Raw genomic sequence first — 15,988 nt, forward strand, 5'->3', positions numbered from 1 at the left:
TACTGTCGCGGGGTGGAGCAGCTCGGTAGCTCGTCGGGCTCATAACCCGAAGGCCGCAGGTTCAAATCCTGCCCCCGCAACCAAAAAAATGTTTTACCTTCGGACTTATCCGAGAAATGATGTGGAGCTGTGGTGTAGAGGCCTAACATGCCTGCCTGTCACGCAGGAGACCGCGGGTTCGAATCCCGTCAGCTCCGCCATTTATACCATCATCAGGCTCGGTAGCTCAGTCGGTAGAGCAGAGGACTGAAAATCCTCGTGTCGGCGGTTCGATTCCGTCCCGAGCCACCATTAAGTATGAAAGACATTGGAATATGCCGTTGTAGCTCAACTGGTAGAGCAACTGACTTGTAATCAGTAGGTTGGGGGTTCAAGTCCTCTCGACGGCACCACATGGAGGATTAGCGAAGTGGCCAAACGCGGGAGACTGTAAATCTCTTCCTAACGGTTCGGTGGTTCGAATCCATCATCCTCCACCATTTACCTAGGGGCATAGTTTAAAGGTAGAACAAAGGTCTCCAAAACCTTTGGTGTGGGTTCGATTCCTGCTGCCCCTGCCAGATTTACTTATATGTGTTCACATGGCGGTCGTGGCGAAGGGGTTAACGCACCGGATTGTGGCTCCGGCACTCGGGGGTTCAAGTCCCCTCGATCGCCCCATTTTAAACACATATGAAACTCCAGATTGTTGGGGCATAGCCAAGCGGTAAGGCAACGGACTTTGACTCCGTCATCCCTAGGTTCGAATCCTAGTGCCCCAGCCAGTGTGCGGAAGTGGCTCAGCGGTAGAGCATCGCCTTGCCAAGGCGAGGGTCGCGGGTTCGATTCCCGTCTTCCGCTCCATAAGTTTTGGCGCCATAGCCAAGTGGTAAGGCAAAGCTCTGCAAAAGCTTTATTCCCCAGTTCAAATCTGGGTGGCGCCTCCACAATCTTTAAAAATGTGCGCCCTTAGCTCAGCTGGATAGAGCGTTTGACTACGAATCAAAAGGTCAGGAGTTCGAATCTCTTAGGGCGTGCCACTTTTTCAACAAAGTGACATAGCAAGATCAATAATTAATATGCCGGTGTGGCGGAATGGCAGACGCGTTCGACTCAAAATCGAATGGGGAGACCCGTGGAGGTTCGAGTCCTCTCACCGGTACCACTAAAAAACAATGGTTCATCAGATAATTTCATCTGATGAGCTTTTTTTTATTCTAGGGAGATAGCTTAACTCCTAATAAAGAGAAACGGCGGTGCAGAAGCTTTTCTGTCCCGCCGTTTTTGTTTCTCCGCGAGTGAAGAAGCGCTGGGTCTATTGCCGACCTGACTTTTGATTGGAATGATGCAAGTCATGATAGTATTTTCTTGACTCGCTTGGTGTCATTTTGTACTCTTTTTTAAACTCCCGCGAAAAATGATTTCTTGTTGCAAATCCGTATTGATACGCAATTTCGTTAATGGAGGTGTTTGTTGCGCATAGCATTTTATAGGCCTCCTGAAGACGGATTTGCTTCCAATAGGCAATAGGCGACCTTTCGAATACTTTTTTAAATAATTGAAAAAGTGCAGTTCTGGACAAATGGAATCGGGATACAAGCGTATCCACATCTTCGGGATTACCTAAATTCTCGCTCATATAGGTTAGTATAGGCACAAGAATATTTGCTTCGTAAAAAAAATGTTCATGAAACTGATTCGGTTCGGAAATATCCAGCAATTCATTTAATATGCGATAGCCTATTTCTTTGCGTCTTGCTGCATATTTCCATTCAAACCCCTGCTGCGGGTGCATACAGTCCAACAATTGTTCTATCCATTCACCAAGAACGGCGCCCTTGGCTGAATCAGTTTTGGGAGGAAGCTGAAACAGCGCTGACAGATCAATCGTATCGCATATCATAAATTGAAGATGGGCGTAACGAAAATGCATAGGCGTTCCATCTTCAGCAGCATGATGGATAATTGATAATTCAATATCGGCTGGAGCTAGAAATGCTTCCGTCCCTTGCGTTACAATATGACCATTTTTGGATATAACCTCGTAACTGCCGTTAGTAGCTTGCGCTACAATGATAAACGGTATTCTTTTGTTATGAATCCATCCGCTAACCGGGATTCCTTCACCTGCTTCTACAAAGCGCAAATTCAATAATGAATCGAGCATGTTCAAGGCCGCCTCCTTCGTTTCTGTACGAATAGAACCCTATTCTGTATTGCTGGAGCTAGAACAACAACGAATTTTCCATATATACTCATATTAAGGTAACCTTTTGCAATTGTCATCAATGTATATGTTAAATTTCGAGGGAGGATTGCGGGCAATGGATCACGCCATACAGTTTACAGGGAAGGAACAAGCAGCGCTAGTTAAGCAAGCTCGTCCAGCTGCACCCGATAAGGGCCATATTTTAGGTACATCGCTGTTTTCGCTTATTAGTCCGGGCACTGAGCTGGAAGGCGGATTTTTGCGAGAACATGATCAAGCGGTGGAGACCGGTTATGCTACTGTGTTCCGAGTGGATCAAGTTGGTGAGGCGGCTGGAAATTTTCGGGCGGGGGATATAGTGTTTTGCAGCCGTTCGCACCAAAGTTATCAACATCTTCCGGCGAATGAAGCGATTTCCATTCCGGCTGAATTAGATCCTGCTCTGGCTGTATTGTCCAGACTTATGAATATTGGAATGACTGCTTTAATGACTACGCAAGCGAAGCCAGGTGATCATGTATTCATTACAGGAGCCGGACCGGTTGGCTTATTGGCAGCATTAATCTTCCAAAGATGCGGTTATAAAGTAATGTTATCCGATCCTAACGAAGCCCGTTTGGAATCGGCCAGAGCAGCAGGTATTATGTACACAAGCCCCAGTATCCCTGCTCACGACTCTCCATGGGTTGGGCAAACGGCTCTGGTGCTTGAATGTTCTGGTCACGAAACAGCGACGATTGATGCGTTAAAACTTATCCGCAAGGGCGGCGAGATCGTTCTGTCAGGCGTTCCATGGAAGCGGAATACAGAGCATTATTTACATGAGCTTTTATCGCTTGTATTTCATAAATATGCGATATTAAGAAGCGGCTGGGAATGGGAGCTTCCAATTACCCCGCAGGATTTTAGACCCTACAGCTTTTACGGCAATATTCAGACAGCGATGGATTGGTTGTCAGATGGAACAGCCCAGCTTGCACCGCTCATTAGGAAAGTGTCACCGCATCATGTGCAACAGGTATACGAAGAATTGGCGCAACGATCCATTCACGAGCTCTTTGTCATGTTCGATTGGAAGAAGGAGGTGGACCCGCAATGAGACTTGGCGGACCAGTAGTTTTTAATGACCCCGAGGAGTGGGTGAGGGAACATAGGCGGTTTGGCTATACGGCTGCATCTTGTCCGGAGCATTTGACTCTTGACCAATCTGAGGAAATTGAAGTGTATCGAAGGGCAGCGGCAGCGGCTGGGCTAATCATTGCAGAAGCAGGCGCTTGGAGCAATCCCCTTAGTTCCAATGAATCAACTAGAAAATCTGCGATTGCATATTGTCAGCAGCAATTGGCTTTGGCCGAAGAAATCGGCGCTCAGTGCTGTGTCAATATTACAGGCTCGAGAGGAGAGAAGTTTGACGGACCTGATCCGAATAATTTCTCTAATGAAACCTTTCAGCTGATCGTGGATTCGGTTCGTGAAATCATCGATGCCGTCAAGCCGAAGCGAACGTTCTACACGTTAGAGACAATGCCTTGGATATTTCCAAGCAGTGCGGACGAATACGTCAGGCTGATTCAAGCGATAGACCGGCCAGAGTTCGCCGTTCATCTCGACCCGGTTAATATGGTGAATAGTCCCCAAATGTACTATAATACGACTGATTTGTTGACGGAATGTTTCAATAAGCTGGGTCCGTACATTAAATGCTGCCATGCCAAAGATATTTTACTGTCTGATAAGTTGACCGTCCATCTTAGCGAAGTTCGCCCCGGGCTAGGCATTCTCGATTATCATCATTTTTTAAAGTTATTACGTGCGCAAAATCGGGAAATTCCGCTGATGATTGAACATTTGGAGAGCGCCGAGGAATACCAGTTGGCTGCGAAATATATACTGGGAATAGAAAACCAGCTATAAGTACAGGTTGAAATGAGAACTAATTTGAATAAAATGATTGTGAAAAAGACTTCCCCCTGTGAGACCCCCTGTGAGAAGTCTTTTTTCAATTGTTTAGGAAATTATGCATCAGATAAAATGTGGATAAGTATCGAGCTCGAATTGACCTAATGATGCGGACACTGATGTCCGTTAGCTGGAAAAAAGTTAAAGAATCAGACGGGATTTTCTTCTAAGGGTCATAAGTGTCCGCATACACAACAAAAAGACTGCTTTTTTGGTTCTAACGGTCATAGATGAACGCACCGCAAATAACATCGCATCGTTTGTTCTTTGCACACGATGACGGCAAGTTAGATCACCGATTGGTGATTTTGTTCTTTCCTTGCGCCAAAGTGCAGCTAGTTTTCTGGCGGCATATCTGTCGGAGTTGTTCTAAGCATTCCTGAGTGAGTCAATTTCACATTGACGTAAATGTTTTGAAGGGAATCCTGGCTGAGCAGGATTTGGTCTTTGGCACGAAGCTGCTTCCATGTGAAGTGGTGCTTTCGGTATAGGACATGCTTCAATGAATATAAATCGGCATTTTTTTTCAAGCCTGCCTCATAGGTGCTGCGCACTTCTTTTTCAATTTGTTTTTGCGCTTTTTCAACAAGCTCTGACTCTGATAACGAATCGATGCTTTCGATAATATTACCATTAATGTTAATGGTAATAGAGAAACGGGGCTGATCCTTGCTATTTTGAAATTTAATATCGATATCAGGCTTTCCCATTGAAATGACTGTATTAATTTTTCCATTCTCTTTAATAGATAATGGTGACCGAATGGTTTCAGTTTCCATCCAGCGCGAGCCATTTAAACTTTCCCGGCCAAACCAGCCTTTAAGAGATTGATTTTGAATGGCAAACACGCCATTAATAATTATTTTTCTTTCGTTTTTTTCATTTTTCTTCCACTGCTCTTTGTTTAAAGATATGGACGGGAGCAGAATCGTTTTATCGGGCTCTCTCGCTTCAGAAATAAACTCAACATATTTTATTGGCAGAATGAAGGAAGACTGCTCATAGTTCTCCATAGGTTCATTAAGAATGGTGCTTAGTGTAGTTAAATTAAAGAAACCAGGAGCAGAAAACAATTGTTCAATTGAATCGTGAGTTCCATATACCCAAGGCGTATAGCGAATGTCCCGAAAACGAAAAAAGGTATCGGTCATGCGGGTCGTTTCCTGCTCTAGATATGCTCTTGAGACCACGATAGATGTAATGTGGCTCCACAATGTTTTTTGCTGCATTGTGCTGTAGAGATCATTGATGGCGAGATTGATTGTTTCTCCGGTTCCCTTACCGACCCATTGTTGCGGCGGCTGACCAACCTTGCCCGACTCCTGTTTGGCAATCGAGGTAAAATCAAGCATTTGAGTGTAGATAATAAACTTTCCGTCCTTGTAGTCCAACCCGACTGAAGTGATGTAATTGATCGTTTGCAGATCTTTTATATCCCAACAGCCTGTCAACAATAGTAAAACAGCAAGACAAGCGGATATGCGCAATTTTTTCAAGATGCGTCCTCCTTCTTGCGGCTGGTATCGTTCGTATGCAAAATTTCGGGTCTCTTGTTCATATTATCGCGCGGAATTATTAGCAGCGCAGGCAGCAAATCGCGCAGCGACAATGGGGAGAGCGGCGCTAAGTAAGGAAGACCGAAGGATTCAAGTCTGGATACATACGTCACTAATGCGAGCAGGGCGATGCAAAATCCGTACATGCCAAAGACAGAAGAGCATACAAGAATAAACAGTCTGAATACCGAGACTGTACCACTAAGCGATTGATTGACTAGCGTAAATGTGGCCACTGCTGTAATCGCCGCTACAAAAAGCATAGTAGGTGAAGTGAGCCCCGCTCGTATAGCGGCATCGCCGACGATCAGTCCTCCGACAACAGTAACCGTTTCCCCAACTGCTTTTGGTAATCTTACGCCAGCCTCCCGGAATATTTCAAACAGTCCCAATATCAAAAAGGCCTCCATGGGCGAGGAGAGAGGGAGCCCTACTCGGGCATTGCTGACGGTAGCCAGCAACTGGAAAGGCAGCTGATCCATATCATAGGCGGTTAAAGCTACCCAAAGTCCGGGTGCAAAAATCGAAATGGAGATTCCAATCAGTCTAAAAAATCTTTCTAATGCAACATAGTAAAAAGGCATATGCATATCTTCAGGCGATTTAAGTAGAGCCGTTAGATTGATTGGCGCTATAATCGCCATAGGAGAACCGTCAATTAGAATGACAAATCGTCCTCGCAGTAAGCTGGAGCAAACGTGGTCCGGTCTGCCGATATAATCGAATAAGGGAAACAAAGAATGAGAATAATCAGCTAACCCTTCCTCTAGCTGTTCATTGCTCAGCAAGCCGTCAATATCTATTTTCTCAATGCGTTTACGCACTTCATCTATTACTTCCGGACGTGCCACATCATAAAGGTAAAGCAGCGATACCTTCGTTTGGCTTCTGCGGCCGACCCTGAACTGCTCGTGATAAAGTGACGGGGTTTTTAGCCTTTTCCGAATCAGTGCAATATTTGTGGATAATTCCTCGGTAAAGCCGTCTCTAGGACCTTTAATGGATACTTCCGTATTCGACTCTTCCGGTGTTCTTCCAGGAATATTAGCTACGTCAACGGAATACAACTGCTGCTGCTCTTCAAAAATAATGATCATATTACCTTCGAATAAATGATGCAGTAAATCCTGTCCCTCTTTTATTGAATGCAGCTGGAGAAGAGGAGTTTCTGTAAAGGAATCGTCTATTTGCTCGAAATTGATGAGCATTTTATTGAGCTGCGGGAGTATAACATCATTGATCTGCTTCAAATCAACCAATCCAATGCAATAAATCAAAATGCCTTTGAATTGCTGATTCGATCCATAGAAACAGGTCTGAATCGCAATATCCGCACTGAAACCGAACAATTGCTTGATGGTTTCTTCGTTCCACTTTTCCGGCAGCCAGCCCGAATAAACCGGCTCTTTCGCCGATTTGGATTTAAGAAATCGCTGTTGAAAATAGCGCTGAAAATTCAAGATTTCTTCCTCCTCCAGGTGCGTGATTTGAGAAATACAAGTCCTGCAAGCAGGCTTGAGGCAGCCAGCATGATAAACAGAGCGTACGGGTAGTAAAAACCTCTGATCCATTGTACGTATTTAATATCGCTGATAGGAGCGATAATGACCGCCATCAAGACAATAAAGAGCAGAGTAAGCAATGATCTTTTTGCTGCTTTGCGGTTTGGTTGAACCCAATCCAAAATAATATACAAAGCTAGAGCAATTCTTATAAATGCCCCTGACAGCCATTGGTACAGCGCAAGGAAATCAACATGGGCTATATATTTTCCGATTACTACAAGTCTCCATTGCTCGAATGCCGGGTATCTCTGATTGGCTGATTCAACGGGGCCGTAAGTGGCGATCGCTCCCATCAGAGGTCCTAATGTTAGCCCGCACAAAATAAAGGCGAGCAAAATCCAGGAGCGAAAACGAAGCGGCTTGGCAATATGCTGTCGGATAAATATGAGAATGAATGCCTCGGTAAATCCGCCGCCTGCATAAACCATTGCGTGCAAAATGGGGCTGACCCCTTGTGTAAAGATTGGAAATAACTTGGAATAATCTTTGTATGGAAAGTTAGCAGTCATGACAAAATAGCCAAGAACCCAGACAAAAGGCAGAAGAATTCCTGAAGTGATGGCAATGGATCTGATTCCAGAGCTGGCAATAAACAGGCATAAAAGTATAAAAGTTGCGGCCACTACCGTTTTTGGAGTTTGGGGCAAGTAGGTGATGTTTACCCAGTTGGTTGTCTCTTTAAGCGTAATAGCGGCAATTAAAAGCAAGTATATGGCAAATGGCCAAATAAATAAGCGTGCAGTCCATTTTCCAAAATTTTGTGTCAGCCAATCGGGCAATGAAAGCTTGCCAATCTTTTTAGCTATAAAGTAGGGGATAAAAATCCAAGCGTTAGACAGCAAGTAGGCACATATAACGCTAATCCAGGAGTCCCGATAGCCTATTTGCAGCAGTAGCGGAATAATCGTTACATGATTTGAAAATCCAACCGCCATTATTAAAATAAATAGTGCCTGGAGTACGCTTATTTTTTTAGTAACATTCATGCTAGCCCCTCCATAACTCTATAACATGCAAATGGTATTATATATTTTAACCAATTATGGAAAAGTATACTGAAAACTTGTGATAATTAATTTATACTTTAAGCAGAAGAATAGTCAGAGACGATTAGAGGTTGAAAAAAGTTTGCAGGAAGTGTTGCATATTCACTAATAAATATGTTACATTATAAGAGTCGCTTTACATGGAGGCTTAGCTCAGCTGGGAGAGCATCTGCCTTACAAGCAGAGGGTCAGCGGTTCGATCCCGTTAGCCTCCACCATATATGAATTGGGGCCCCGGAAAAGTATTCGGAGTAAGCATCAATGCCTATTCTTCACTTTTTTGGGTATAATGTCGCGGGGTGGAGCAGCTCGGTAGCTCGTCGGGCTCATAACCCGAAGGCCGCAGGTTCAAATCCTGCCCCCGCAACCAAAAAATGTTTTACCTTCGGACTTATCCGAGAAATGATGTGGAGCTGTGGTGTAGAGGCCTAACATGCCTGCCTGTCACGCAGGAGACCGCGGGTTCGAATCCCGTCAGCTCCGCCATTTATACCATCATCAGGCTCGGTAGCTCAGTCGGTAGAGCAGAGGACTGAAAATCCTCGTGTCGGCGGTTCGATTCCGTCCCGAGCCACCATTAAGTATGAAAGACATTGGAATATGCCGTTGTAGCTCAACTGGTAGAGCAACTGACTTGTAATCAGTAGGTTGGGGGTTCAAGTCCTCTCGACGGCACCACATGGAGGATTAGCGAAGTGGCCAAACGCGGGAGACTGTAAATCTCTTCCTAACGGTTCGGTGGTTCGAATCCATCATCCTCCACCATTTACCTAGGGGCATAGTTTAAAGGTAGAACAAAGGTCTCCAAAACCTTTGGTGTGGGTTCGATTCCTGCTGCCCCTGCCAGATTTACTTATATGTGTTCACATGGCGGTCGTGGCGAAGGGGTTAACGCACCGGATTGTGGCTCCGGCACTCGGGGGTTCAAGTCCCCTCGATCGCCCCATTTTAAACACATATGAAACTCCAGATTGTTGGGGCATAGCCAAGCGGTAAGGCAACGGACTTTGACTCCGTCATCCCTAGGTTCGAATCCTAGTGCCCCAGCCAGTGTGCGGAAGTGGCTCAGCGGTAGAGCATCGCCTTGCCAAGGCGAGGGTCGCGGGTTCGATTCCCGTCTTCCGCTCCATAAGTTTTGGCGCCATAGCCAAGTGGTAAGGCAAAGCTCTGCAAAAGCTTTATTCCCCAGTTCAAATCTGGGTGGCGCCTCCACAATCTTTAAAATGTGCGCCCTTAGCTCAGCTGGATAGAGCGTTTGACTACGAATCAAAAGGTCAGGAGTTCGAATCTCTTAGGGCGTGCCACTTTTTCAACAAAGTAACAAAGCAAGATCAATAATTAATATGCCGGTGTGGCGGAATGGCAGACGCGCTCGACTCAAAATCGAGTGGGAAACCGTGGAGGTTCGAGTCCTCTCACCGGTACCACATTAACTACAAGCAGTTCATTAGAGATAAATCTAATGAGCTTTTTTTATTTTGAAAACTTCACACATCGTGTTTGATAAGGTCGAATAATCGCTGTGTCCTAACCACTCTTGAACTTCCTTTTCACTTCTTAAAAGTGTATTGAAGATTTCGGCAGGGAAATGATCTGAAAAAGAAGAATTAACAAGAAAGTTAGGCTATGATAGTAGTATAGGAGTCTAGGGAGTTGATATGATGGCAAATGCTTGGAGTAAGAAGTACGTGCTGAAGCATAAAGATGTTGCGGTTGCGGAAATTGAGCTTGACGAAGCGACAGGTGCAATTTCGGATATTGGTAACGTCTATGATGAGCGCCATGTACCCGTTGGCATATCCGTCAAAAAAGGACGAATAGATCGTGCTGCACTCAATGAATGGTGGCGGGGCAGAGCAATTCCAGCAAGTCGAGATGGGATTAAAGAAGCATTGCTTGAGTTAAGGCTAGCGACTACGCAAAAATTACTAGATAAAAGCTTGGGACTTAGCTTGTCTGATCAATATTGGATTTGTCCACAAGGTTCGGATGCGAGATGGGGAAACTTGAATTTCTTTGACAATGATTTCTCTGAAGACGTGGGTAATATATTGCTTGGCAAAGGTGTCGCTAGCGAGGCGATTAGTTTAATGTCACCCGATAATACATCGGACGGTTGGTTGAAAAAGAAATGGGCAATCATCGAAGGCAAACGTTGCCTTGTTAAAGGTGGAAGCGGGGCGACTCAGCAGGAACCGTATAATGAAGTGCTTGCAAGCCGAATCATGGAGCGACTAGGTATTACCCATGTTCCGTATACATTAATGATACAAGAGGATTATCCATATAGCGTGTGTGAGAATTTCATTACACCGCAGACAGAGTTGGTTACAGCCTGGTATGTGATGCAGACCAAACAAAAGCAAAATCATATTTCAGTATATCAGCATTATGTCGATTGCTGTGAAGCGCTCGGTATATCAGGGATTGTCGATGCACTTGACCGTATGATTGTAGTCGATTACTTGATCGCTAATGAGGACAGACATCAAAACAACTTCGGTGTTGTGCGCAATGCTGAAACAATGGAATGGATTGAACCAGCTCCGATTTACGATAGTGGATCTTCACTATGGTTTTCCAAACCAACAACGCTTATTTCTGCAACAGGAAAACTAACATGCAAACCGTTCAAGCAGGACCATAATGAACAAATTAAGCTGGTTACATCCTTCGACTGGCTAGATTTATCCAAGCTGAATGATATTGAGAATGAGTTTCGGGACATTTTGAAAGGCTCTTTGTTTATTGATGAAACGAGACAAGATGTGCTCTGCAGTGCTTTACGTCAGCGAATTGAGATACTTGCCGAAATCGTCCATTCTCGGTCATCTAATGTTTGGGTAGACGATCGCAGCCATGATGTAACGGAGAATATTGCCTACAGTGGCGAGCAAGCTGGTGACGATTGGAAGCAAGAACCTTGAGCATTAGATTTGCATATTGATGTTCACTATTGATAGTAAACCAGCATGTGTTCCTTCAACTGTCTGCGTAAGCGAGAACGTTCAAAAAATAAAAATTTTTGAGAGATTTTTGAAAGTTTTGCTGGGTTGGAATTTTACAAAAAACCGCTCGAAACCTTGATTGTACAAGGTTTTGAGCGGTTTTTAAATTTCCTCTGACTTTGCGTGCCGTTGTTCGAGTCGGCTATGCTGATATTTGCTGCGTCGGTGTTATTGGCGATGAAATAATATCTGTCTGTAACCTAGCCATTCCTGAACTTCCTTTAAAGTAATTCCAAAGCATCAATTCTTTCATTTTTCTTTCATTGCGGCTTAATAGAATAGTTCCAGTACATTCATGAATGGAAAGGTGGAGGAAGATGTTACAGGAAGAATACAACAAATGGAGAAGGTATATTCGAAAAACCGGGATGATTGCACTCATGCTGTTGCTCATTTTGCCTCATATGCTAATGAACCCTGTATCGGAAGTATTTGCGGATGAGGCGGATTACGATATTTTGGATGTTGATGGAACGATAACGATCGTAAAGTATCTGGGAAATGATACGGACGTGGAGATTCCGGAACAGATTCAGGGAAAAGATGTTACAGAGATTGCTGCTCAGGCGTTTATGGGAAAAAAGTTGAATAAAGTTACGATTCCCGGAACTGTCACAACTATAGGAGCAGCAGCATTTATGTTATGCGAATTGGACGCTGTTATTTTAAATGAAGGATTATTAGAAATAGGAGCGATGGCGTTTGCAGGAAGTAAAATGGATAATGTGGACATACCCGGGACAGTGACTGCAATTGCTGAGGGAGCATTCAGTCAGGGAAACCTAAGTACGTTAACATTAAGAGAAGGTTTGAAAACAATAGCCGCTAAAGCATTTTGGGATAATGAGCTACGATCTGTAACGATCCCGCAAGGTGTAACTGCAATTGGAGAAGAGGCGTTTATTGATAACAAGCTAGAGGAAGTGACGCTGCCTGGCACAATTACTTCTATGGGCAAGTATGCATTTTTAGGAGAAGACGGTAAAAATAACATTCATACGTTAACCTTGCAAGAAGGATTAAGCTCAATAGGGGAAGGTGCTTTTAAAGATAACTTACTGGAGTCGGTTCACATTCCTGGCAGCGTATCGGTCATTGAAAAAGAAGCATTCATGGGAAATGCGCTGGAATCGGTTATCTTAAATGAAGGTGTGGAGGAAGTTGGCGAGCAAGCTTTTGAACAAAATAAATTGAAAGCAGTAGTAATTCCCGATACAGTGAAGCTTGTCGCAACAAAGGCATTTTTTCAGAACGAGATTAATACGTTAACATTGCCAAATAGTGTGGAAGCGATTGGCGATGCTGCATTTGCCTTTAATCCCTTAACAGAAGTAAAAGTATACAATGATGAGCTGATATTTGGGATGTGGCCTTTTATTCCAGCTCCACCTGCGACACCAGAGGATATAACGCTATTTGGTCGTAGTGGATCGACAACAGAGCAATTTGCAACGGCAAACGGCCACACTTTCCAAGTGCTGGAGGAGAGTGGTTCAGCGGCTTGTGGAGAAAATACCGATTTCGAATGTGTCGTTAATGAAGATGATACAACAATAACGATCACAGGATATACTGGCTCTGCCACGGATGTGCTCATTCCGGATACGATAGATGGTAAAGAAGTGACCATGATCGGTGAAGATGCCTTTTACGGGGAGCAATTAATAACGGTTGAACTCCCAAATAGTGTCATTAGCATTGGAAAACAAGCATTTTCTGCAAATGATTTAAATGCTGTAACCATCATAAATTATTTTGCCGGCATTGAAGGAAGCGCGTTTGAAGGGAATCAAACAAATCCAGCGGATCTAACGATCTATGGCTGTTTTGGATCTACTGCGGAAACACACGCTAACGATAAAGGTTATTCGTTCCAGGAATCATCCAAGGCCGAGTGTTTAGGAATGAGCTTGACGCCAAGTGAAACAAATCCTACAAACCAAGATGTGACGGTTTCTGTCAGCGTGAATAAGTTACCGGAAAGTATCAGGGAATTGAAATGGGCAAAAGGGAATCAAAACCTTGCTTATTTTCAAAATGGCAGAGGAGAGCTTGTTGTTTCCAATGCATTTACCGTTTCGGAAAATGATACGTATACCGTATATGTCAAAGACGTTCTCGAGAGAGAACGAATAGCAACGATACCAATCAGTAATATCGACAAACTCCCGCCTGAAGTTACTGGTGTGACGGATGGTGAAGTGTATGGTGATCCCGTAACGATCTCCTTCAATGAGGGGAACGCAACATTAAATGGACTCGCTTTCACAAGTGGTACGACGGTAGAGGTAAATGGCGAATATGAACTGATCGTTACTGATGCAGCAGGTAACGAAACAACTGTAATTTTTGAGATAAAACAATCAGATTATATCTATGTAAATAACGGAAGCGGTACTGTAAGAATCACAGGGTACAGGGGAACGGATACAAATATAGAAATCCCGGATACACTGGATGGGCAAACTGTTGCGGCTATCGGGAATTATGCCTTCAGTGAAAAGAATTTAGAGCGTGTGATTATACCAGATAGTGTTACGAGTATTGGAGAGTATTCATTTTATAAAAATACATTACAAGAAATTGAAATTCCAGGCAGTGTAACAACGATTGGCCGGAATGCTTTTGCTGACAATGATTTAGCTTCGGTCACCTTTTCAGAAGGGTTAGAAAGGATAGGGGCTAATGCGTTTTTGAAAAATAATATAACGGAATTGATCATACCAGATACAGTGACACATATTGATTACGGTGCGTTTGTACAAAATAACATAGCTGAACTAACTTTGGGTGAAAATGTTCAGACCATAGCTGAAAATGCATTTTGGATAGGTAATTTACAATCGGTAACTATACCGACATCTGTCAAGTTTATTGGTCGGGGTGCTTTTGGCAAAAATCAGATACGCGAATTTATCGTGTTGAGCAATGAGGTGAATATTGATCAGGGGGTATTTGATGGTGGGAATTCATCGTATCCTGAACCATTAACGATTCGCGGCTATTGTGGATCGACAGCAAATGAACTGGCAACCCAATGGGGGTATACTTTCGAGCAGCTCGAAGCGGATGAATGTGTCATGATCACACTAACCCCGAGCGAAACCGAATCGACGAATAAGGATGTAACAGTCTTAATTGATGTACTAAGCGATATAGCCAATGTAGTGGAGATGAAATGGGCAACAGGAAGTAAGGATATTGTTGATTTCCGTGATGGAGACGGTGACGATGTGACAGACAATCAGTTTACGGTTTCGGAAAATGGAACATACACCGTATATATAAAAGATAAGACAGGGAATGAAAAAGTCCAGAGAATAGCGATCAACAATATTGATAAATCCCTCCTAATCATTCATGTGCAAATAGTAGATGGGGAGACAATTACCCTTCATGCGTATGGCAGCGACTCAGTTCAGCAACTGAAACAAAAAATTCAAGATGCTGAGGAGATTCCTACTGAAAAGCAAAAAATAACTTTTGGAGGCACTGTATTAGAAAATGGCCGCACATTAGCAGACTATAATATTCCTGATCAAACAACACTGCAATTGACCGTTTTATCATCTGATGCAAGTCCAAACCCAGGATGGGGAGTTTATATACCTTCCAGTGACACAAGCTTGGACAGATTAGAAGCCATTGTTGATGGGGAAAATAGATTGTTATTTAATCCCGCTCAATTCGAATATGATTTGGGTGATACGGAAGCAGAAACTATAGAAATTATCGTGAAGACACATCATCCCAAGGCGAAGATCACATTAGATGGTGAAGGGTTTGTAGATAAGAGAACATTGCTATTAAACGAAGGCAAAAACATTTTCGATATTGTTACTGCCGCTGAGAACGGAAATAAACAAACTTATACGATTACAGTGAATCGATTGGAAAAGGTCCCATTCACCGATATTGCGGGACATTGGGCGGAAGGCTATATCAAGAAGACCCATTGGGAGAAAATGTTTTATGGTTATCCAGATCAAACATTCCGGCCGGATGACCAGATAAGCCGTATGGAGGTAACAAGTGTCTTTGCACGATTATTGCAATTGGATGAACAAAAGCAAGTGCCATTTACAGATGTTCAGTCGCTCGGGAAAGATGCCATGATGGAACTTGAAAAGGCATATGGAAATGGGGTAGCCAGAGGTTATCCAGACCATACGTTCAAACCCAATGCAAATATAACACGTGCTCACCTGGCCTTAATTTTTTACCGCACCTATGAGAGGGTAAACGGATCACCATACAAACCGAAACAGCCAGCTAATTTCCTGGATATCGCAGGATATGATCAAGAAACCCAAAATGCCATTGCGATGCTTGTTGATTTAAAAATTGCTGAGGGGTATGACGGGAATTTTATGCCTAACGAGCAAGCAACAAGGGCGCAGACAGCAAAAATGCTTGTACATTTTAAAGAAGTGTTAGGCCGTCTGGAAAAAAAGCAGCTATAGGAATGGAGACTCCCACAGAAATGGATATTTTGTGGGAGTTTTCACTTTCTAAAATATAAGAAAGCATAAGTTTTTGTATCCATATACTTGTTCTTATATTTCATCGGTAAACGCGCTCGTCCAAAGGACGGCGTAAGCCGTTTATCCTTGCCTTTAAAAACAAAGAAAGGAAGTGTTCAGGATGATATTCCTTGTTTGGGTCA

8 protein-coding genes and 25 tRNA genes are annotated in these 15,988 nt (G+C 43.6%); 29 read left to right on the forward strand and 4 right to left on the reverse strand.

Translation table 11 applies throughout. From position 1 onward, the window contains the following. The first annotated feature begins 6 nt into the window (after positions 1 to 6). From V1L65_RS23250 to V1L65_RS23305, 12 genes are all read left to right on the forward strand, one after another. Positions 7 to 83: transfer RNA gene (locus V1L65_RS23250), tRNA-Met, on the forward strand. 40 nt (positions 84 to 123) lie between these two features. Beyond that, positions 124 to 200, forward strand: a tRNA-Asp gene (locus V1L65_RS23255). A gap of 15 nt (positions 201 to 215) precedes the next feature. Further along, a tRNA-Phe gene (locus tag V1L65_RS23260) sits at positions 216 to 291 on the forward strand. Positions 292 to 316: 25 nt separating this feature from the next. Then, positions 317 to 392 (forward strand) — tRNA-Thr (locus V1L65_RS23265). 3 nt (positions 393 to 395) lie between these two features. Next, positions 396 to 479: transfer RNA gene (locus tag V1L65_RS23270), tRNA-Tyr, on the forward strand. Between the two features lie 7 nt (positions 480 to 486). Continuing rightward, positions 487 to 560: transfer RNA gene (locus tag V1L65_RS23275), tRNA-Trp, on the forward strand. 24 nt (positions 561 to 584) lie between these two features. Further along, positions 585 to 660: transfer RNA gene (locus V1L65_RS23280), tRNA-His, on the forward strand. A 29-nt stretch (positions 661 to 689) separates the two neighbouring features. After that, positions 690 to 764 (forward strand) — tRNA-Gln (locus tag V1L65_RS23285). A gap of 4 nt (positions 765 to 768) precedes the next feature. Then, a tRNA-Gly gene (locus tag V1L65_RS23290) sits at positions 769 to 843 on the forward strand. Between the two features lie 8 nt (positions 844 to 851). Further along, positions 852 to 926, forward strand: a tRNA-Cys gene (locus V1L65_RS23295). 16 nt (positions 927 to 942) lie between these two features. Further along, positions 943 to 1,019 (forward strand) — tRNA-Arg (locus V1L65_RS23300). Positions 1,020 to 1,060: 41 nt separating this feature from the next. After that, positions 1,061 to 1,144: transfer RNA gene (locus V1L65_RS23305), tRNA-Leu, on the forward strand. Between the two features lie 150 nt (positions 1,145 to 1,294). Here V1L65_RS23305 and V1L65_RS23310 read toward each other — a convergent pair. Continuing rightward, on the reverse strand, positions 1,295 to 2,146 hold the full coding sequence (locus V1L65_RS23310) for a helix-turn-helix transcriptional regulator (protein WP_331701662.1): 852 nt from the start codon (positions 2,144 to 2,146) through the stop codon (positions 1,295 to 1,297). 157 nt (positions 2,147 to 2,303) lie between these two features. Between V1L65_RS23310 and V1L65_RS23315 the strand changes: the two genes are divergently transcribed. Both V1L65_RS23315 and V1L65_RS23320 read left to right on the forward strand, forming a co-directional pair. Then, entirely contained in the window at positions 2,304 to 3,287 is a 984-nt protein-coding gene (locus V1L65_RS23315) for a zinc-dependent alcohol dehydrogenase (protein WP_331701663.1), read from the forward strand. After that, positions 3,284 to 4,102 (forward strand): sugar phosphate isomerase/epimerase family protein, encoded by an 819-nt coding sequence (locus V1L65_RS23320; RefSeq protein ID WP_331701664.1) that lies wholly within the window; start codon positions 3,284 to 3,286, stop codon positions 4,100 to 4,102. The genes V1L65_RS23315 and V1L65_RS23320 overlap by 4 nt, the downstream gene beginning before the upstream one ends. A gap of 380 nt (positions 4,103 to 4,482) precedes the next feature. Here the strand turns inward: V1L65_RS23320 and V1L65_RS23325 are convergent, their stop codons facing one another. The 3 genes from V1L65_RS23325 to V1L65_RS23335 are packed head-to-tail and all read right to left on the reverse strand — an operon-like array spanning position 4,483 to position 8,254. Next, positions 4,483 to 5,643 carry a Ger(x)C family spore germination protein gene (locus tag V1L65_RS23325; RefSeq protein WP_331701665.1) on the reverse strand — a complete coding sequence of 387 codons (1,161 nt, stop codon included), beginning with the start codon at positions 5,641 to 5,643 and terminating at the stop codon, positions 4,483 to 4,485. Continuing rightward, positions 5,640 to 7,163, reverse strand: a complete 1,524-nt coding sequence (locus V1L65_RS23330; RefSeq protein ID WP_331701666.1) for a spore germination protein — start codon at positions 7,161 to 7,163, stop codon at positions 5,640 to 5,642. Before V1L65_RS23330 ends, V1L65_RS23325 begins: the two co-directional genes overlap by 4 nt. Beyond that, positions 7,160 to 8,254 carry a GerAB/ArcD/ProY family transporter gene (locus V1L65_RS23335; RefSeq protein WP_331701667.1) on the reverse strand — a complete coding sequence of 365 codons (1,095 nt, stop codon included), beginning with the start codon at positions 8,252 to 8,254 and terminating at the stop codon, positions 7,160 to 7,162. Before V1L65_RS23335 ends, V1L65_RS23330 begins: the two co-directional genes overlap by 4 nt. Positions 8,255 to 8,456: 202 nt before the next feature. Here V1L65_RS23335 and V1L65_RS23340 point away from each other — a divergent pair. The 15 genes from V1L65_RS23340 to V1L65_RS23410 all read left to right on the forward strand — a co-directional run bounded on the left by V1L65_RS23340 (position 8,457) and on the right by V1L65_RS23410 (position 15,785). Then, positions 8,457 to 8,532 (forward strand) — tRNA-Val (locus tag V1L65_RS23340). Between the two features lie 75 nt (positions 8,533 to 8,607). Beyond that, positions 8,608 to 8,684 (forward strand) — tRNA-Met (locus V1L65_RS23345). Positions 8,685 to 8,723: 39 nt separating this feature from the next. Beyond that, a tRNA-Asp gene (locus V1L65_RS23350) sits at positions 8,724 to 8,800 on the forward strand. Positions 8,801 to 8,815: 15 nt separating this feature from the next. After that, positions 8,816 to 8,891, forward strand: a tRNA-Phe gene (locus V1L65_RS23355). Between the two features lie 25 nt (positions 8,892 to 8,916). Continuing rightward, positions 8,917 to 8,992, forward strand: a tRNA-Thr gene (locus tag V1L65_RS23360). Between the two features lie 3 nt (positions 8,993 to 8,995). Next, positions 8,996 to 9,079 (forward strand) — tRNA-Tyr (locus V1L65_RS23365). 7 nt (positions 9,080 to 9,086) lie between these two features. After that, positions 9,087 to 9,160 (forward strand) — tRNA-Trp (locus tag V1L65_RS23370). 24 nt (positions 9,161 to 9,184) lie between these two features. Then, a tRNA-His gene (locus V1L65_RS23375) sits at positions 9,185 to 9,260 on the forward strand. Between the two features lie 29 nt (positions 9,261 to 9,289). Next, positions 9,290 to 9,364: transfer RNA gene (locus V1L65_RS23380), tRNA-Gln, on the forward strand. A gap of 4 nt (positions 9,365 to 9,368) precedes the next feature. Beyond that, positions 9,369 to 9,443: transfer RNA gene (locus tag V1L65_RS23385), tRNA-Gly, on the forward strand. Positions 9,444 to 9,451: 8 nt separating this feature from the next. Continuing rightward, positions 9,452 to 9,526 (forward strand) — tRNA-Cys (locus V1L65_RS23390). A 15-nt stretch (positions 9,527 to 9,541) separates the two neighbouring features. Continuing rightward, a tRNA-Arg gene (locus V1L65_RS23395) sits at positions 9,542 to 9,618 on the forward strand. 41 nt (positions 9,619 to 9,659) lie between these two features. Further along, positions 9,660 to 9,741 (forward strand) — tRNA-Leu (locus tag V1L65_RS23400). A 231-nt stretch (positions 9,742 to 9,972) separates the two neighbouring features. Beyond that, a complete protein-coding gene (locus V1L65_RS23405) occupies positions 9,973 to 11,241 on the forward strand; it encodes a HipA domain-containing protein (protein WP_331701668.1) in 1,269 nt (422 codons plus the stop codon). A 398-nt stretch (positions 11,242 to 11,639) separates the two neighbouring features. Next, positions 11,640 to 15,785, forward strand: a complete 4,146-nt coding sequence (locus tag V1L65_RS23410) for a leucine-rich repeat protein (protein WP_331701669.1) — start codon at positions 11,640 to 11,642, stop codon at positions 15,783 to 15,785. Positions 15,786 to 15,988 lie beyond the last annotated feature (203 nt).

Origin of the sequence: Paenibacillus sp. IITD108, from assembly GCF_036541265.1 — a bacterium.
In the GTDB taxonomy this organism is placed as follows: Bacteria; Bacillota; Bacilli; order Paenibacillales; family Paenibacillaceae; genus Pristimantibacillus.